Source organism: Providencia sp. PROV189 (genome assembly GCF_028480065.1).
In the GTDB taxonomy this organism is placed as follows: Bacteria; Pseudomonadota; Gammaproteobacteria; order Enterobacterales; family Enterobacteriaceae; genus Providencia; species Providencia stuartii.
This window is the reverse complement of the sequence record NZ_JAMPOG010000008.1, coordinates 13,625-31,748: the sequence shown is the minus strand read 5'-3', so window position 1 is coordinate 31,748 and position 18,124 is coordinate 13,625. Positions and strand designations below refer to the sequence as shown.

General features: G+C 41.3%; 16 protein-coding genes and 1 other RNA gene. 14 read left to right on the top strand and 3 right to left on the bottom strand.

Annotated elements, in window-relative coordinates; genetic code table 11:
* Positions 1–190: 190 nt before the first annotated feature.
* The 7 genes from clpP to PR833_RS05960 all read left to right on the top strand — a co-directional run bounded on the left by clpP (position 191) and on the right by PR833_RS05960 (position 8,526).
* Positions 191–811 carry an ATP-dependent Clp endopeptidase proteolytic subunit ClpP gene (gene clpP, locus PR833_RS05990; protein ID WP_004927029.1) on the top strand — a complete coding sequence of 207 codons (621 nt, stop codon included), beginning with the start codon at positions 191–193 and terminating at the stop codon, positions 809–811.
* Positions 812–922: 111 nt separating this feature from the next.
* Positions 923–2,200 carry an ATP-dependent protease ATP-binding subunit ClpX gene (gene clpX / locus PR833_RS05985; protein ID WP_272525967.1) on the top strand — a complete coding sequence of 426 codons (1,278 nt, stop codon included), beginning with the start codon at positions 923–925 and terminating at the stop codon, positions 2,198–2,200.
* Between the two features lie 210 nt (positions 2,201–2,410).
* Entirely contained in the window at positions 2,411–4,855 is a 2,445-nt protein-coding gene (gene lon, locus PR833_RS05980; protein WP_004927032.1) for an endopeptidase La, read from the top strand.
* Between the two features lie 212 nt (positions 4,856–5,067).
* A complete protein-coding gene (gene hupB / locus PR833_RS05975) occupies positions 5,068–5,343 on the top strand; it encodes a nucleoid-associated protein HU-beta (protein WP_014656769.1) in 276 nt (91 codons plus the stop codon).
* A 172-nt stretch (positions 5,344–5,515) separates the two neighbouring features.
* Entirely contained in the window at positions 5,516–7,372 is a 1,857-nt protein-coding gene (gene ppiD, locus PR833_RS05970; protein WP_040132831.1) for a peptidylprolyl isomerase, read from the top strand.
* 145 nt (positions 7,373–7,517) lie between these two features.
* A complete protein-coding gene (locus tag PR833_RS05965; RefSeq protein ID WP_040132832.1) occupies positions 7,518–7,886 on the top strand; it encodes a ComEA family DNA-binding protein in 369 nt (122 codons plus the stop codon).
* A gap of 208 nt (positions 7,887–8,094) precedes the next feature.
* The gene (locus tag PR833_RS05960; RefSeq protein ID WP_036941800.1) at positions 8,095–8,526 is read left to right on the top strand and encodes an acyl-CoA thioesterase; all 432 of its coding nucleotides are present in this window, start codon (positions 8,095–8,097) and stop codon (positions 8,524–8,526) included.
* A 52-nt stretch (positions 8,527–8,578) separates the two neighbouring features.
* Here the strand turns inward: PR833_RS05960 and queC are convergent, their stop codons facing one another.
* A complete protein-coding gene (queC, locus tag PR833_RS05955; RefSeq protein ID WP_040132833.1) occupies positions 8,579–9,277 on the bottom strand; it encodes a 7-cyano-7-deazaguanine synthase QueC in 699 nt (232 codons plus the stop codon).
* Between the two features lie 200 nt (positions 9,278–9,477).
* Here queC and PR833_RS05950 point away from each other — a divergent pair, with 200 nt between their 5' ends.
* The 5 genes from PR833_RS05950 to amtB all read left to right on the top strand — a co-directional run bounded on the left by PR833_RS05950 (position 9,478) and on the right by amtB (position 15,381).
* A complete protein-coding gene (locus tag PR833_RS05950) occupies positions 9,478–9,939 on the top strand; it encodes an Lrp/AsnC family transcriptional regulator (protein ID WP_004927047.1) in 462 nt (153 codons plus the stop codon).
* An 89-nt stretch (positions 9,940–10,028) separates the two neighbouring features.
* A complete protein-coding gene (locus PR833_RS05945) occupies positions 10,029–11,774 on the top strand; it encodes a SmdA family multidrug ABC transporter permease/ATP-binding protein (RefSeq protein WP_004927049.1) in 1,746 nt (581 codons plus the stop codon).
* Entirely contained in the window at positions 11,771–13,555 is a 1,785-nt protein-coding gene (locus PR833_RS05940; protein ID WP_004927051.1) for a SmdB family multidrug efflux ABC transporter permease/ATP-binding protein, read from the top strand. The genes PR833_RS05945 and PR833_RS05940 overlap by 4 nt, the downstream gene beginning before the upstream one ends.
* Positions 13,556–13,748: 193 nt before the next feature.
* On the top strand, positions 13,749–14,087 hold the full coding sequence (locus PR833_RS05935) for a P-II family nitrogen regulator (protein WP_004927053.1): 339 nt from the start codon (positions 13,749–13,751) through the stop codon (positions 14,085–14,087).
* Positions 14,088–14,097: 10 nt separating this feature from the next.
* Entirely contained in the window at positions 14,098–15,381 is a 1,284-nt protein-coding gene (amtB, locus tag PR833_RS05930) for an ammonium transporter AmtB (protein WP_014656764.1), read from the top strand.
* Between the two features lie 236 nt (positions 15,382–15,617).
* Here amtB and tesB read toward each other — a convergent pair whose 3' ends face one another.
* Positions 15,618–16,484: an acyl-CoA thioesterase II gene (tesB, locus tag PR833_RS05925; protein WP_004927058.1), complete on the bottom strand. Its 867-nt coding sequence runs from the start codon at positions 16,482–16,484 to the stop codon at positions 15,618–15,620.
* A gap of 322 nt (positions 16,485–16,806) precedes the next feature.
* Here tesB and PR833_RS05920 point away from each other — a divergent pair, with 322 nt between their 5' ends.
* The gene (locus PR833_RS05920) at positions 16,807–17,265 is read left to right on the top strand and encodes a YbaY family lipoprotein (RefSeq protein WP_004927062.1); all 459 of its coding nucleotides are present in this window, start codon (positions 16,807–16,809) and stop codon (positions 17,263–17,265) included.
* A 132-nt stretch (positions 17,266–17,397) separates the two neighbouring features.
* Positions 17,398–17,494: signal recognition particle sRNA small type (gene ffs, locus PR833_RS05915), an RNA gene on the top strand.
* A gap of 376 nt (positions 17,495–17,870) precedes the next feature.
* On the opposite strand, the gene PR833_RS05910 is transcribed toward ffs, so the two are convergent.
* Positions 17,871–18,074: an HHA domain-containing protein gene (locus PR833_RS05910; RefSeq protein ID WP_004927064.1), complete on the bottom strand. Its 204-nt coding sequence runs from the start codon at positions 18,072–18,074 to the stop codon at positions 17,871–17,873.
* Positions 18,075–18,124: the final 50 nt, after the last annotated feature.

The following is an 18,124-nucleotide window of genomic DNA, read 5'->3' as shown; positions in this document are numbered from 1 at the left end:
GTTCATGCTCATCTCTATTAACAGCTTTTTAGTTAACTTAAAAGAAATAACGAGATGAGATAATAGTGGAAATAGGCAAGATAGAGAATTTTTAAAGACAAACTGTTTGTTTGCTGCTTAGAATGCTTAAAAGTCGAACAAACAGCAAATTTAGGCGCAAGCACCAGATAGTTTTTAATAGGAGATTTCGATGTCATATTTTGGCGGTCAGGAAAATCTAGCATCCCAAATGGCTCTAGTGCCAATGGTCATTGAGCAGACCTCTCGGGGTGAACGTTCATACGATATTTATTCACGTCTGTTAAAAGAACGTATTATCTTCCTGACAGGTCAGGTGGAAGATCATATGGCGAACTTAATTGTCGCACAGATGCTATTTCTGGAAGCGGAAAACCCAGAAAAAGATATCCAACTTTACATCAACTCCCCTGGTGGTGTGATCACCGCAGGTATGTCTATCTATGACACAATGCAATTTATTAAGCCGGATGTCAGCACAATCTGTATGGGGCAAGCTTGCTCTATGGGCTCTTTCTTGCTGGCTGCGGGGACTAAAGGCAAACGCTTCTGCTTGCCGAACTCTCGTGTGATGATCCACCAACCATTGGGCGGTTATCAAGGGCAAGCGACAGACATTCAAATTCACGCTCAGGAAATTCTGAAAGTGAAAACTCGAATGAATGAATTAATGGCATTGCACACAGGTAAATCAGTTGAAGAGATTAATCGTGATACTGAACGCGATCGTTTCTTGTCTGCAGATGAAGCCAAAGAGTATGGTTTGGTCGACCATATTTATACTAGCCGTTAATTAGCTAGGATTTATCCATACTTAATTAATATTAAAGAAATTTATTATCCTGTTTTAGGTTGTTTATCCAGCAAATAAACAGGGTAGTTTGACGATAAGTGAGGTCAACTGATGACAGAAAAACGCAAAGAGGGGTCAGGTAAGCTGTTGTACTGCTCTTTCTGCGGAAAAAGTCAGCATGAAGTCCGCAAGCTGATTGCCGGTCCGTCAGTCTATATTTGTGATGAATGTGTCGATTTATGCCTCGATATCATCCGTGAAGAGATCAAAGAGTTAGCTCCTCATCGTGAGCGTAGTGCACTGCCTACTCCCCATGAAATTAGAGAGCATCTTGATGATTACGTCATAGGTCAAGAACAAGCGAAGAAAGTACTTTCTGTTGCTGTTTATAACCATTACAAGCGTTTACGTAATGGAGATACCACTGCTGAAGGGGTAGAGCTTGGTAAAAGTAATATTTTGCTGATCGGCCCAACAGGTAGCGGTAAAACACTGTTGGCTGAGACGTTGGCTCGTTACTTGGATGTGCCATTTACGATGGCTGATGCAACCACATTAACCGAAGCGGGTTACGTGGGGGAAGATGTCGAAAATATCATCCAAAAATTACTGCAAAAATGCGACTACGATGTAGAAAAAGCTCAACGCGGTATTGTTTACATTGATGAAATTGACAAAATTTCGCGTAAATCAGATAACCCATCCATTACCCGTGATGTTTCAGGGGAAGGGGTACAGCAAGCGCTACTGAAACTCATTGAAGGAACAGTGGCGGCGGTTCCTCCACAAGGTGGTCGCAAGCATCCTCAACAAGAGTTTTTACAGGTTGATACCTCTAAAATCTTATTTATCTGTGGTGGTGCGTTTGCAGGGCTTGATAAAGTCATCGGTCAGCGTTTAAACATACGTTCAGGTATTGGTTTCGCTGCGGAAGTCAAAGGCGAATCTGACAAAATCAGTGAAGGTGAGTTGTTAACGCAAACAGAACCAGAAGATTTAATCAAATTTGGTCTGATCCCTGAGTTTATTGGTCGTTTGCCTGTTGTTGCGACATTAACTGAATTGAGTGAAGAAGCATTGATTCAGATTTTGCAGGAACCGAAGAACGCATTAACCAAGCAATATCAAGCGCTATTTAGCCTTGAAGGGACAGAGTTAGAGTTCCGTGAAGAAGCCTTAAAAGCGATTGCTAAAAAGGCAATGGCTCGTAAAACCGGGGCCCGTGGCTTACGCTCAATTGTTGAAGCCGCATTACTAAATACAATGTACGATCTGCCTTCTATGGAAGGTGTTGAAAAAGTCGTTGTTGATGAGAATGTGATTAATGAACAATCAGAGCCATTACTGATCTACAGCAAGCCTGATGCCCAAGCCTCTGGTGATAATTAGCGCCTAGGATTTAGCACCAAAAAGTTATCAGTGAAATGAGGGATCCTCCCCTCATTTCACTTTTTATCTTCAAGTACCCATTGAATGCTAAAATCTTATCCCCATATAGTTTATATTCTGAGTGTGGTTTCTTTGTTTTTACAATAATTACTTTCTAAACAATAGTTGGAAACCCTTAAACTAGCGTAAGCTAAACGAAGAGAGAGCTTTATGAATCCTGAGCGTTCCGAACGCATAGAAATACCAGTATTGCCTCTGCGTGATGTAGTGGTGTACCCACATATGGTGATCCCACTGTTTGTTGGACGTGAAAAATCCATTCACAGTCTGGAAGCAGCGATGGATCATGACAAGCAAGTAATGCTGGTAGCCCAAAAAGAGGCCTCAACTGATGAGCCTGGGGTTAACGATTTATTTTCTGTTGGCACCGTTGCTTCAGTTATTCAAATGCTGAAATTGCCCGATGGCACAGTTAAAGTATTAGTTGAAGGTTTAAGAAGAGCACGCATAAGCAGTTTAACTGACAATGGTGAATATTTCTTAGCACAAGCTGAACTGTTACAGCCTGAATCAGTGAAACACGTTGCGGGAACTGATAACTTTTACAATGAAGCGGGTGCTAAAACGCAAGTTGCAGAGCTTCTTGATGAAAAAGAACAAGAGGTTCTTTATCGCACGATAGTCAGTCAGTTCGAAAGCTACATCAAACTGAACAAAAAAATTCCGCCTGAGGTGCTGACCTCGCTACACTCGATTGAACAAGATCAACTCGATAAACTAGCGGACACAATAGCTTCTCATATGCCATTGAAATTGGCAGATAAACAGCGCGTATTGGAGATGGCGAATGTCGCCGAGCGTGTTGAGTTCCTGATGGCCATGATGGAGTCAGAAACTGAGCTGCTGCAAGTTGAAAAACGCATCCGTAATCGTGTTAAAAAACAGATGGAAAAAAGCCAACGCGAATACTATTTGAATGAGCAAATGAAAGCGATTCAAAAAGAGCTTGGTGAAATGGATGACGCGCCAGATGAATACGAAGCGCTGAAACGTAAAATTGAAGAAGCGAAGATGCCAAAAGAGGCTCATGAAAAAGCGGAAGCTGAGTTGCAGAAGCTAAAAATGATGTCTCCGATGTCGGCTGAAGCCACCGTCGTACGTAGCTATATTGACTGGATGGTGCAGGTGCCATGGCATGCGCGCAGCAAAGTGAAAAAAGATCTTGTTAAGGCGCAAGAAGTCCTTGATAAAGACCATTATGGCTTAGAGCGCGTTAAAGAGCGTATTTTAGAGTATCTGGCAGTACAAAGTCGTGTTAGCAAAATTAAAGGGCCTATTTTATGTCTGGTAGGGCCTCCGGGGGTTGGTAAAACTTCTCTTGGGCAATCTATTGCGAAAGCGACAGGGCGCCAGTATACCCGTATGGCGTTAGGTGGTGTGCGTGACGAAGCGGAGATCCGTGGTCACCGTCGTACCTATATCGGTTCTATGCCGGGTAAATTGATCCAGAAAATGGCAAAAGTTGGGGTAAAAAACCCACTATTCCTGTTAGATGAGATCGATAAAATGTCTTCTGATATGCGTGGCGATCCAGCATCCGCATTGTTAGAGGTATTAGATCCTGAGCAAAACGTCGCCTTTAACGATCACTATTTGGAAGTGGATTATGATCTGTCAGATGTGATGTTTGTTGCTACGTCGAACTCAATGAACATCCCAGCGCCGTTACTTGACCGTATGGAAGTGATCCGTCTTTCCGGTTATACGGAAGATGAAAAGCTGAATATTGCTAAGCAACACTTATTGCCGAAACAAGTTCAGCGTAATGCCTTGAAAAAAGGTGAGCTAACCATCGATGACAGTGCATTAATCGGTATTATTCGTTATTACACGCGTGAAGCTGGTGTGCGTGGCCTCGAACGTGAAATTTCGAAATTGTGCCGTAAAGCGGTGAAAGCCTTATTGATGGATAAAAAGCTTAAACATATCGAAATTAACGCTGACAACCTAAAAGACTTTTTAGGTGTGCGCAAATTCGATTACGGGCAAGCAGATACTGAAAACCGAGTTGGTCAAGTGACAGGTCTTGCATGGACAGAAGTAGGTGGTGATTTATTAACCATTGAGACAGCTTGTGTTCCGGGCAAAGGTAAACTCACGTATACCGGTTCACTCGGTGAAGTTATGCAGGAATCCATCCAAGCGGCATTAACCGTAGTACGTGCTCGAGCAGAAAAACTGGGTATCAATAGCGATTTCTATGAAAAACGCGATATCCATGTACACGTTCCGGAAGGTGCGACGCCAAAAGATGGCCCAAGTGCGGGGATTGCAATGTCAACCGCGTTGGTGTCTTGTTTAACGGGGAATCCTGTTAAAGCTGATGTAGCAATGACGGGTGAAATTACTTTAAGAGGTCTTGTTTTACCGATTGGTGGTCTGAAAGAGAAATTACTTGCGGCACACCGCGGTGGCATCAAGACAGTATTAATTCCATTTGAGAATAAACGTGACTTGGAAGAAATTCCAGAAAACGTTATTGCAGATTTGGAAATTCATCCGGTTAAAACAATTGAAGAGGTACTCTCTTTAGCACTAGCGAACCCACCATTTGGTGCGGAAATCGTAAAAAATAAGTCAAAAAGAGTGAGCTGAATCAAGAAGTTTACATAAAAATGAGACTGACAGCTAATTTAGGGGTTGTCAGTCTTTTTTTTCGTCGCTAATTTAACGATGATTCTGATAATTATTTGGATGTAATCTGTTCTCTTGCCATTGGCATTCAGGATTGATATAACGGCTGCATCATTAATTAGCTTAATAGCCTAATTAAGATCATAGTCAAAACTAATATGGGGATGATAAGAGTGAATAAGTCTCAACTGATTGATCAAATCGCTTCTGAAGCGAACATTTCTAAAGCTGCAGCTGGTCGCGTTGTTGATGCGTTTGTTGCATCTGTAACGACTTCACTAAGCAAAGGTGACGATGTTGCTTTAGTTGGCTTTGGTACATTCACTGTTCGTGAGCGTGCCGCTCGTACAGGACGTAACCCACAAACAGGTAAAGAGATTAAGATCGCTGCGGCGAAAGTACCTGCTTTCCGTCCGGGCAAAGGTTTAAAAGACGCGGTTAATAGCTAATTCAGTTTTCTTTTGGTTTTGTTTTATTTTTTCTAAAACACACACTGACTGAATAATATTAATCAGCTAATATAGAGGCGCATCATGGAAATGGTGCGCTTTTTTTTCAATCTGGGTTAAGATTAGCGTATTATTAGGAAATTGAATTTAACAAGCGGAGTTAAGCCTTTTTATGATGGACAATCTACGCACGAAAGCGAACAGTCCTTTTATCAAAGTGCTACTGGCTATTATTATCCTGTCATTCGTGCTGACAGGGGTTGCTGGTTACATGATTGGCGGTTCAAGTAATGATGCTGCTAAAGTTAATGGACAGTCAATTAGCAGGGAGCAATTCCAAACGGCTTTCTCGCAAGAGCGTCAGTCTTTACAAGATTCCTTGGGTGATAAGTTCTCTGAAATTGCTGGCAATGAAGAGAGCATGAAATTTTTGCGTAATCAGGTTTTAAATAACTTGATTAACAGTACGTTAATGGCTGAATATGCTAATGAATTAAACTTATCTGCCAGTGATCAGCAGGTAAAGGATGCAATTTTTGAAATGCCAGTGTTCCAAACTAATGGAAAATTTGATGGCGATAAGTATCGTCAGATATTGGCAGCAAATAACTACAGTGCTGATAACTTAGCGGAACAAGTCCGTGCTAATTTAATTCTCTCTCAGCTTTCTGATTCATTTATTAAAACCGATTTTGCGCTACCTTCAGAAGTGAAAACATATGCAGAGCTCGTTTTACAAGAGCGCGAAATTCGTGTAGCGACCCTTTCGTTAGCCGATGAACAAGCAAAGCAGACGGCGACTGAAGATGAAATTAAAGCTTACTATAATGCGAATCAGGATAGCTTTATTGCTCCTGAGAAAGTGCAAGTTAGCTATGTAGAAATAGACGCGGCAGCTTTACCTCCACAATCAGTCACTGATGAAGAGGTAAAAACGTATTATGAGCAAAACCTAAAAAACTACACTCAAGCTGAGCAAAAGCACTACAGCATGATCCAAGTGGCGTCAGAGAAAGAAGCTAACGCTATCATTGATGAGCTAAAAGCCGGTGCTGATTTTGTGGCGTTAGCGACTGAGAAATCAACCGATAAGCTTAGTGCGGGTAATAAAGGTATCATTGGTTGGATGGAAGAAGCCTCGACGCCCTCTGAAATCGTTAACGCTAACTTAACGGAAAAAGGGCAAATCTCTACACCTATTAAGTCAGATTCAAATTTTGTGATTTTCCGTTTGGATGATATCAAACCTGAAAGTATTAAGCCTCTCGACTCGGTGAAGGATGAGATTAAAAATAAACTGATTCAGGACAAAAATAGTAAGCAGTTTTATGACTTACAGCAGAAAGTCAGTGAAGCGGCCACAAATGATAATGAGTCACTTGCTTCAGTTGAAGAAGTATCAGGTTTAAAAGTGGTGGCAACGGATTGGTTTGATAAAAATAATCCGCCAGCAGCGCTTAATTACCCTAAAGTGATCAACGAAATATTCAGTGAACGTTTAGTGGATCAAAATGGTTCTACGGGGATTAACTCAGATGTTATCGACGTTCAAGGTGACCGTGCATTTGTTGTCCGTGTATCACAATATGCACCGGAGCAAACTCAACCATTAGAAGCTGTTAAATCTCAAGTTGAAACACTCGTTAAGCGCCAGAAAGCGAATGCAGCATTAAAAGCTGAAGGCGAGAAATTAGTCGCAGCCTTGAAAGAAGGTAAAGGTGATACTGCGAATATTCAGTTTTCTGCACCTGAAAAGGTTTCACGCTTGATGCCTCAAACGCCAGTTATTGGCGCGGCAATGGCAATGGCGAAACCTGCTGACGGCAAAGCAACTTATACAACAGTGCGTGATGAAAAAGATAATTTAGTCATTATTCAACTTGATAAAGTGATCCCAGGCAAAGCTTCAGATAAAGAGCTTGAGAAGTTAACCGCAAGCTACCGTGGTATGATGGGAATGGCGGTAAATGAAGCTTTGATTCAGAACTTACGTAATAACGCCAAAATTGAAGTGATTAATTTAGACTAAATTGCGAAGCCGCTCGTAATTCTAAGTGCAACAAAAATAAGTTGAGGCCACCTTTGGGTGGCCTTTCTCATTTCTATCATCACAAAAAAGCTTTTGCATAATAAATTTGGCATTGTGGCATCTCAATTTAAACAGGAGAACATCAATGACATGGATGAAATTTATAAAGCAATCATTAGGCAGCGCTGCCGTTATTCTGACGATATTAATGTGCTCACAATCGGCGCTAGCAAAAAAAGCAGAAGCTGATAAGCCAGTGGCGGCGGTGGTTAGTAAAAAACCTAAGGAGGAAAAACCATCGGATAATTTGAAAGAGACAAATCAAGTGAACATCAACCAAGCGAGTGCCGAAGAGTTAGCGAAAAAGCTTCATGGAATTGGCATACAAAAAGCGAAAGCTATTGTTGAGTATAGGGAGAAATATGGCGCATTTAATACTCTTGAAAATATTTTGGAAGTACGTGGAATAGGGCCTGCATTTTTAGAGAAAAACAGAGGCAAGTTAGCGCTATAGTGAGCTGTGTGCCCACCTTGTTGTGGGCACTTAATCTTATTTGTGGTGAATGCCAATATTATAGTGTGATCTAAGACGATCCTATTATTGTAATACTTGCCTTGATACATAAAAAACGCGATCAGCATCGAAGAAAATAGAACATTTCAGCAAATAGCATGATTGTTTGTTATATTTTTGTAACGAATAGCAACTGGTCGGAGTAGTTATGGCAACGCAAATTAAAGTACGTGGTTATCATATTGATGTTTTCCAACATGTGAACAACGCACGTTATCTGGAGTTTTATGAATCAGATAGATGGGCTTGTATGGATGAGCACAATTTTCTGGGCTGGGCGCTAAAAAGCCAGCTTGCCATGGTGGCGGTTAATATCAATGTGAACTATTTTCATGGTGCCATACTTGGCGATGAGCTAACAGTGACAACGCGTATTGAAAAAATTGGTACTAAAAGTGCGTTGTGCTATCAGCAAATAACACGTGAAAGGCAAGGTAAGAGAGAAGTGGTGTCAGATGCAAAGGTGACTTTTGTCTTTATTGATTTAGCGCTGAATAAATCCATTAAGATTGAAGGGGAACTGCGCGAAAAACTTGAGTTATTATCCAAAAGCAGTACTGAAGATTTTATTACCGCTTAATCATTAACACCGGAAAGTTGCTAACTCTCCGGTGTGGTTAGCAAGCAAAGTACTAAGCGAGATTAGCGAGTTTTTTTAGAGAAGCTAACACCGACTCTTTATGGCGTAAATAATAGTCCAAGCCTTTACTGCGAAGGTGGCATGCAGCACACTCCCCACAACCGTCACCTTGTATACCATTATAACAAGTCAACGTTTGCTCACGTATGGTTTCTAAATGCCCATAATAGTCTGCAAGTGCCCATGTTTGTGCTTTATCGAGCCACATTAAAGGCGTTTCAAAGCGGATATCTTTTGCTAGCCCAAGGTTTACGGCATGGTTAAGTGCTTTAACAAATTCGTCTCGGCAATCAGGGTAGCCTGAAAAATCGGTTTCACATACGCCTGTGATAACCGCCTCTGCTTGGACTTGGTAAGCGTAGATGGCTGCAAGCGTTAAAAAGAGAATGTTTCTACCTGGAACAAAAGTGCTAGGTAGCCCATTAGTTGCACTTTCGTTATAGTCGGGTACAGGGATATTGTCGCGGGTCAAACTGCTTACGGCTAACTCATTGAGTAGGTTTACATCAAGGATTTTATGCGCGGCTGCACCCAGTGAATGGCTTAGCTTTTGAGCCACTTCAATTTCAAGCCGATGACGTTGTCCATAATCAAAGGTGACACAATGGACTTCATCATACATTTTTAAAGCTTGAATGAGACAAGTCGTCGAGTCTTGACCACCACTGAAGACAACAACAGCACGTTTCATAAACACTTCTCCTACTCAAAAATATAAATACTTAACTGATGGGTCATGGTAATGATGCTAGCGTGTGATGAACAGGGAAATTTTTGTCTTTTTGTGGTTATTGATGAATTATTTATGCTGTCGTAAATCTATTTAGGTAAAATCATTCTATTATATAAAGTCGACAGTGATATTTTTTTATAAATAAAAAGAGAATACCTATGTTAGATAAGATAGATAAAAAGTTGCTTCGCTTGTTGCAAAATGACAGTAGTCTATCTTTAAATGCACTTGCAGAGGCCGTTAACTTGACGTCGACTCCTTGTTGGAAAAGGTTGAAACGCTTGGAGGATGAAGGGTACATTCGCCACCGAGTGACCTTGCTTGATGGGGAAAAATTAGGTCTCGGTCTAACGGTTATTGTTATGATCAAAACGCAACACCATAACAGCGAGTGGTATGAACAATTTGTCTCTTTTGTTAGCCAACTCCCTGAAGTCCTTATGTTTTACCGTATGGCAGGAGAGTATGATTATCTGATGCAAGTCGAAGTCAAAGATATGAAATCCTACGATCTATTTTATAAGAAACTGGTTAATGGCGTTCATGGCCTGATTGATGTAACCTCTAGTTTTGCAATGGAAAAAATCAAGTATACGACAGCGCTACCTATTCCTGATTAGTGTTGTTAGTTCTGCTTTTCTCAATTGTTTTGCATCGTTAGGATGCCACATAATGGCAAATATTAAATCTTATTCAAGGCAGTAACTCAGTGCGATTATTTTCACAATTAAGCTGGTATTTTCTTAGTGAATGGCGGCGCTATGTTGGCGCGGTTTGCTTTCTCATTATTATTGCTATTTTACAGCTTGTTCCTCCACGGCTTGTGGGCGTTGTTGTTGATGGTATTAGCAACCAGACGATGGCTACGAGCCAGCTAGTATCTTATGTCGCCTTGATGTTATTTATCGCTGTCGTTGTGTATGGGCTGCGCTATGTGTGGCGGATTTGGTTATTCGGAGCATCCTATAAGTTAGCCGTACAATTGCGACAAAAATTCTATCGCCAATTAAGCCTACAAAATCAGTCTTTCTATCTACGCTATCGAACGGGGGATTTAATAGCGCGTACAACCAATGATGTTGACCGCGTTGTTTTTGCAGCGGGGGAAGGGGTACTGACGTTTGTTGATTCCTTAGTCATGGGATGTGCGGTATTGATCATGATGAGCGTGGAGATCAGTTGGCAGTTAACGTTATTAGCATTAATTCCTATGCCAATTATGGCACTAGTTATTAAACGCTATGGCGACCAATTACATCATCGTTTCAAACATGCCCAAGGCGCATTTTCATCCCTAAATAATCATGCTCAAGAGAGTTTAACCAGTATTCGCATGATTAAAGCTTTTGGTCTTGAAGATCACCAATCAAACCAATTTGAGCAGGTTGCGACAGAAGCAGGGCGGCGTAATATGCATGTTGCCAGAGTTGATGCACGCTTTGACCCAACCATTTTTATCGCTATCGGTATGGCTAACTTGCTTGCTATTGGCGGTGGCAGTTGGATGGTATTACAAGGAACATTGACGCTCGGTGAACTGACTAGCTTTGTGATGTACTTGGGGCTAATGATTTGGCCTATGCTGGCATTGGCATGGATGTTTAATATCGTAGAGCGTGGTAGTGCTGCATATAGTCGTATCCGAAGTTTACTTGATGAGCCGCTCGATATTGAAGATGGGCATCAATCACTGGGTGCTGAAAAAGGGGCATTGAGCGCGAGAATTAAAACGTTTAGCTACCCTGAAACAGATAGAGTCGCACTCCACGACATTCAATTTGACCTCAAACCGGGGCAATTTTTAGGACTATGTGGCCCGACAGGTTCAGGGAAATCAACACTTATTACGCTGATCCAACGCCAATTCGATGTTACTGAAGGCGCGATTTCTTATCAGGGGAAACCGTTACCTGAGATTCGGTTAGATGAGTGGCGAGGTCGTTTAGCCGTTGTTAACCAATCACCTTTTTTATTCTCTGATACGATTGCAGGGAATATCGCATTAGGCAACCCACAAGCCACAGTAGAGCAGATTGAGGAAGCTGCGCGTATTGCTTGCGTACATGATGATATTTTGAGGTTACCTGAAGGCTACCAAACCCAAGTGGGTGAGCGTGGCGTAATGTTGTCTGGTGGGCAAAAACAGCGAATTTCTATTGCGCGCGCTATTTTGCAAAATGCCGAAATTTTAATTTTAGATGATGCGTTATCGGCGGTGGATGGGCAGACTGAATTTACTATTTTACAAAATTTAAGTCGCTGGCGAGAGGGTAAAACATTAATCATTAGTGCACACCGCCTATCTGCGTTAGTCGACGCTGATAATATTCTCGTGTTATCCCAAGGAAGCATTGCGGCGGAAGGTATTCACTCAACGTTATCAGTCCAACCTGGATGGTATAAAGATATGTACCATTATCAACAAATCGAAGCCACTTTGGATGGTGATTTATGAGTCAGAAAAAACCATTGTGGCCAGCGTTAAAACGCTTACTTAGCTATGGCAAAGTTCACCGCGGTACAATGTCGGTTGCCATTGTTATGCTATGGGTCGCTGCTGCGGCTGAAGTCAGTGGGCCTTTGCTGATTAGTTATTTTATTGACAACATGGTGGCTAAGAAACAGATCATCATGCCGTTAACCTTATATTTAGCGGTTGGTTTTGTCTTATTACAGATTGCTGCTGCACTCTTACATTATTATCAAACGATCTTATTTAACAAAGCGGCTGTTGGCGTGGTTCAGGCTTTACGTACCGACGTAATGAACTCAGCATTAAGACAACCATTAAGTGCGTTTGATAAACAACCTGTAGGTCAAATCATTTCCCGTGTTACTAATGATACCGAAGTTATTAAAGACCTATTTGTGATGGTTGTGCCGACAGTCTTCCGTAGTTTAGCGCTAATTTGTGCGATGCTTATCGCGATGTTTACCCTTGAATGGCGCATGGCTTTAGTGGCAGTCATGATTTTTCCAGCCGTGATGGTGGTGATGCTCGTGTATCAACGGCTAAGTACTCCGATTGTGCGCCGCGTTCGTTCTTATCTTGCTGAAATAAATAATGGCTTTAATGAAGTGATCAATGGCATGACAGTGATCCAGCAATTTCGCCAACAAGCTCGGTTTGGCGAGAAAATGTTAGAGGCTAGTCAAGATCACTACCTTGCACGCATGAAGGCATTAAAACTGGATGGGTTATTACTTCGACCTCTGCTTAGCTTGATCTCGGCATCGGTGCTTTGTGGGTTACTGTTATTGTTTGGATTTGATGGTACGAGCACAATTGGTGTTGGGGTTTTATATGCTTTTATCAACTATCTTGGACGTTTAAATGAGCCTCTCATCGAATTGACCTCTCAACAATCTATGTTGCAACAAGCGGTCGTTTCAGGTGAGCGAGTGTTTGAATTAATGGATAGTCCGAAACAAGCTTATGGCAATAATATACAGCCATTACAAAGTGGTGCTATTGATATTCAGGGGTTATCTTTTGCGTATCGTGATGACAAAAAAGTGTTAACGGATATCAATCTTCATATTCCTGAAAATAGCTTTGTTGCTTTAGTTGGTCACACGGGAAGTGGGAAAAGTACCATCGCAAACCTGATTATGGGCTATTACCCTTGGCAGCAAGGGGAGATCCTACTTGATGGACGTTCCTTACACACACTTTCACATCAAGTTTTACGTAATGGGATCGCGATGGTGCAACAGGATCCTGTCGTTCTAGCGGCATCTTTCTTTGATAATGTCGCGTTAGGGCGTGAGATAACCCAAGAAAAAGTTTGGCAGGTTCTCGATGTTGTACAGTTAGCTGAGCATGTCCGATCACTGCCAGAAGGATTAGATTCGCTACTAGGAGAACAGGGGAATACGCTTTCTGTCGGGCAAAGGCAACTACTCGCGATGGCTCGGGTCTTAGTTGCAACACCCAAAATATTAATTCTGGATGAGGCGACAGCCAATATCGATTCAGGTACAGAACAGGCTATTCAAAAAGCACTGCGTATAATCCGCCAAACGACTACACTTGTGGTTATTGCACACCGATTATCCACAATTGTCGATGCCGATCAGGTTGTTGTGCTTCATCGTGGTGCAATTGTTGAAAAAGGTAGTCATACACAGCTACTGCAACAAAAAGGGCGTTATTATCAAATGTATCAGCTTCAACAGGTCGGTGAATCGTTGAATTTGCATGATGATATGGAGCCTGAAGCGTTATTGAATTAGCCTGTTTGCACATTTTTAACGCATCGTCAAAAGGCCACTCGGATGAGTGGCCTTTTCTTTTGCGATGACTATTTGAATTATAAGCATAATTAATTTTGGCATGCTATTTGCTGTTAGTGTAGTTGCAGCCAATGATGATGTTGTCGTACGTCTTTAGCTGGATAGGTAGGGGATCATATTATCCGGAGGGAAAATGAAATATATCATCGCAATTATTAAGCCTTTTAAGTTAGATGAGGTCAGAGAGGCTCTTTCAGATATAGGGATACAAGGCCTTACGATGACTGAAGTGCGTGGTTTTGGGCGGCAAAAAGGACATTCTGAATTATATCGTGGTGCAGAATATACCGTCGACTTCTTACCAAAAGTGCGTCTAGAAATTGCTGTTTCCGATGAATTTGCTGATCTCGTTATTGAGTCAATAGAAAAAGCAGCCAATACAGGGCAAGTAGGTGATGGGAAAATATTTGTATTAGAGCTTGAGCAAGCCATACGTATCCGTACTGGCGAGAAACAAGATGAAGCACTATAGGAGAGTAGCGATGAGTAAACTGTTTCAACGTTTGTGTTGGCTATTTATAGCAAGTTTTCCTGCAAGAGTGTTTGCATCTGATGACGGTGTCGATAAAGCGGATAACGCATTTATGATGGTTTGCACTGCATTAGTCCTATTCATGATCGTTCCGGGTATTGCTTTATTTTATGGCGGGTTACTGAGAAGCAAAAATGTCCTCGCACTGATGGCGCAAACTATGGTTATTTTTGCACTTGTTTCAGTGATTTGGGTCATCTATGGTTACAGTATTTCATTTAGTGAGGGTAATAGCTTTTTTGGGGGATTAAGCCAATTTATGCTCAAGGGTATCAATATTGACAGCTTATCTGCCACCATCCCTCAATTTATTCATGTCGCATTCCAAGGTGCTTTCGCTTGTTTGACGGTTGCGCTGGTGGTTGGTGCGTTAGGCGAACGAGTTAAATTTTCTGCAATACTGATATTTACTGTCATTTGGACAACCTTTGCTTATTTGCCTATTGCTCATATGGTGTGGGGAGGAGGACTCCTTGCCCAAGATGGTGCTTTGGACTTTGCTGGAGGCACTGTCGTTCATATTAATGCCGCTGTTGCTGGGCTTGTTGGTGCTTACTTACTTGGAAAGCGAACAGGGTTGGGTAAAGAAGTCATAAAGCCTCACAACTTGCCGATGGTGTTTATGGGTACCGCAATCTTATTTATCGGTTGGTTTGGTTTTAATGCGGGGTCAGCGGGAAGTGCGAATTCCGTCGCGGCCTTGGCATTTATTAATACGGTGGTAGCGGCATCCGGAGCAATACTTTCATGGGTACTTGCTGAATGGATATTTAGGGATAAGCCCTCATTGTTAGGTGCCTGCTCAGGGTGCTTAGCGGGGTTGGTTGGTGTTACACCCGCAGCAGGAACGGTTGGAGTTGCAGGAGCATTAATTATCGGCCTACTTTCAGGTATTGCTGGGTTATGGGGGGTTGTGGTTTTAAAACGTTGGTTAAAAGTTGATGATGTTTGTGATGTCTTTGGTGTTCATGGTGTTTGCGGGGTGGTTGGGTGCTTACTCACGGGTGTGTTTACTTCGGCGGCTCTCGGGGGGATGGGGTATGCAGAAGGTATAACAATGATAAAACAAGTTGGCATTCAGGCATTTAGCATACTTATTTGTGTTGTTTGGACCTCAATTGTTGCCTACCTTGCATTTTTAATCGCAGATAAGACAACAGGCTTACGTGTTGATGTTGAACAGGAGCGAGAAGGGCTTGATATCACTTATCATGGAGAGAGTGCCTATAATTGATCGAAGCCAAAAAGTGAGTTGGTACTAACATACAAGGAAGTTTATCAAACTAAAGCTGTTCAACACCTACATCTCAATATCTTGATAAACATAATGATAGATGAGTGCGGTCACGATATCCCAAACTAAAGCGAAAATAGTGAATGACCCCCAATAGTTGGATAACCCATTACTGGGGGCGTTTTTTAACTCACAAAATAGTTAGTGAGTACTCGCACTAATTAGCTATAGTTGACTTAGCGAGGCCTTCTTTTACGGATCACCCCTTCTTGAACCGCTGTTGCCACTAAGACCCCTTGTCGGTCATAAATTTGCCCTTTAACAAAGCCTCGTCCTCCAGAAGCGGAAGGGCTTTCAATGGCATAGAGTAACCAATCATCAATTTTAAATGGTCGGTGATACCACATTGAGTGATCGATTGTTGCGACTTGCAAATCTCTCTCCATAAACCCACGGCCATGTGGCTGTAGGGTTGCAGGTAAAAAATTATAGTCAGACGCATAGCCTAATAAGTAGTTGTGTAATGAGGGAATATCAGGCAATTGGCCTTTGGCTTTAAACCAAATATAACGAAAAGGCTCTTGCGGTGGGTTATTAAATGGGCTGTAAAATTGAATAGGCCGAAACTCAAAAGGATTTGGGCGCAAAGCATACTTTTTGACCGACTCGGGCAATTGGGTTGCCAAACGTTGAATGATTTCATCCTGTGATGCCAGTGTCTCTGGTAAAGGAACATCTGGCATGAGGTTCTGGTGATTAAACCCCTCTTCTTGTGCTTGGAAAGAGGCCGTCATAAAAAAGATGGGCTTGCCATGTTGTATTGCGCTGATGCGTCGTGTACTAAAGCTGCCACCATCTCTTAATATTTCGACATCATAGACAATAGGGCGTTGGCTATCACCAGGACGCAAGAAATAGCTATGGAATGAATTTATTACGCGACCTTCGGGGATAGTCTGTTCCGCTGCGTACATGGCTTGACCAACAACTTGCCCCCCAAATACTTGAGGTAATCCAAGATCTTCACTTTGACCTCGATAAATACCCTCTTCGATTTTTTCCAGCTCCAATAGGCTGATTAAATTTTGCAATTCTGGGCTCATAGCAACCTTGAAAGTTGATTAATATTTATCAGATGCGGGTATTTTCCCATTAATACATAAAAATAGGTAGAGCGTTTTTTGTCTTATCGCTTTTATATATCAATAGCAGAAAGCATGGCTGGCTATGATTTTAAATAGGCGATGACTACCGTTTAGGCCGCTATGTTCAACAGTTGATTACATTTTGATGTTGTTTGTTACATTTTGAAAGAATATTTTGTTGGTGAGTATTTTTTAGCTATAATCAATTCGCCTTCAGTAAAAATCACACTCTGATTAGTATAAAAATACTTAACAACAAATTGTTTTTTGGACATTTATTATGAAACTACACCTATGCATAATTGGCTTTGTTCTGCCTGCTTTTTTGGTCGGTTGTGAAGGTAATAATAATAATGTAAAAGAGACGAAGGTTAACAATCACAGCCATAATGCAAAGCAGCATTTAGACACTGACGTCATTAGAGGGCAAGTTGTCATTCCGCAGCAGGTCAAATTGCCTCAGAATGCCGTGATTACAGTAACCTTAGCGGATATTTCAATCGCGGAACTACCTGCGTTGATCTTATCACAAAAATATTATGAGACTTTAGGCAAACAGTCTCCTTTTCCTTTTGAATTAAGCTATCAAAAGAATGAAGTACGCCCAGATGCCCATCTTGCGATGAGAGCGACAGTATCTGTTGATGGTAATATCTTGCTGATTTCCAAAGTAGAAAATCTCTCTACTAGTGATGATACGAGCAAAGAAATTAGGTTAGTTATTGAACCCACCAGTTGATTATTTTTTAATAAATATCATTAATTACGTATTTTGTGCAAGAAATCAGCACTTGGCAGTAGTTTTCTTGCTATTTTAGTTGTCATCAAGCATAATGCCTCCTGCTTTTTAGGAAGCAATCTATGGGGGCTCTGTTGGTTCTCCCGCAACACTAACTTGTTAATTTGGTCAGGTCTGGAAAGAAGCAGCCACAGCAGGAGATGTGTGTGCCGGGATGTCGCTGGCAGGGCCCCCACCCAATTATGAGTTAAGTAGCCTATCTGTTTATTTCCCCCCTCTTTTATCTTATAACTTAAGCTAATATTCATTGGCAGATAAAATAGCAAAATCGTAAATTTGAAATGAGTATTATTAATTTTAATGCTATTTTTATAAGATAAAGCGACGATTATTTGTAAGGTTTTATAAATTCTTTATGAATAAGCGTAGCGCTATTGAGAAGCTGTCTAATTATGAATATCCAAAGCTTAATTGGATAAAATACGAGCGCGATGGATACATTGTTTACAATGTATAATAATGGAATGAAAGACAATATACACATTAAGCCGATAAAATGAATTATCGGCTATAACCAGTTATTATCTGTGCATATTAATAAGTAGTTACCTAACAAATTTCCAAACCGATGCAGGGATTTTGTCATAAAGTTTATTCATAGTGAGTTCTGCAAGGCGATGGTCAGCAGCTGAATAGAACAATTCTAACTCATCTTCAGAAAGCTCATACTTATTTTTCTCAATAACACGCTCAAGTGTATCGATGGTTGTGCATTTTCTTAAACGCATCAGATAATCAGTTTTGGTCATAATACCCTTTCTTTTATTGATAATTAAAAAAGCTTTATAACATGCTATGT

Excerpts from the sequence above, each read along its gene's own strand:
- clpP (WP_004927029.1), top strand. The coding sequence starts at position 191 with ATGTCATATTTTGGCGGTCAGGAAAATCTAGCATCCCAAATGGCTCTA.
- clpX (WP_272525967.1), top strand. The coding sequence starts at position 923 with ATGACAGAAAAACGCAAAGAGGGGTCAGGTAAGCTGTTGTACTGCTCT.
- lon (WP_004927032.1), top strand. The coding sequence starts at position 2,411 with ATGAATCCTGAGCGTTCCGAACGCATAGAAATACCAGTATTGCCTCTG.
- ppiD (WP_040132831.1), top strand. The coding sequence starts at position 5,516 with ATGATGGACAATCTACGCACGAAAGCGAACAGTCCTTTTATCAAAGTG.
- PR833_RS05965 (WP_040132832.1), top strand. The coding sequence starts at position 7,518 with ATGACATGGATGAAATTTATAAAGCAATCATTAGGCAGCGCTGCCGTT.
- PR833_RS05960 (WP_036941800.1), top strand. The coding sequence starts at position 8,095 with ATGGCAACGCAAATTAAAGTACGTGGTTATCATATTGATGTTTTCCAA.
- queC (WP_040132833.1), bottom strand. The coding sequence starts at position 9,277 with ATGAAACGTGCTGTTGTTGTCTTCAGTGGTGGTCAAGACTCGACGACT.
- PR833_RS05950 (WP_004927047.1), top strand. The coding sequence starts at position 9,478 with ATGTTAGATAAGATAGATAAAAAGTTGCTTCGCTTGTTGCAAAATGAC.
- PR833_RS05940 (WP_004927051.1), top strand. The coding sequence starts at position 11,771 with ATGAGTCAGAAAAAACCATTGTGGCCAGCGTTAAAACGCTTACTTAGC.
- PR833_RS05935 (WP_004927053.1), top strand. The coding sequence starts at position 13,749 with ATGAAATATATCATCGCAATTATTAAGCCTTTTAAGTTAGATGAGGTC.
- amtB (WP_014656764.1), top strand. The coding sequence starts at position 14,098 with ATGAGTAAACTGTTTCAACGTTTGTGTTGGCTATTTATAGCAAGTTTT.
- tesB (WP_004927058.1), bottom strand. The coding sequence starts at position 16,484 with ATGAGCCCAGAATTGCAAAATTTAATCAGCCTATTGGAGCTGGAAAAA.
- PR833_RS05920 (WP_004927062.1), top strand. The coding sequence starts at position 16,807 with ATGAAACTACACCTATGCATAATTGGCTTTGTTCTGCCTGCTTTTTTG.
- PR833_RS05910 (WP_004927064.1), bottom strand. The coding sequence starts at position 18,074 with ATGACCAAAACTGATTATCTGATGCGTTTAAGAAAATGCACAACCATC.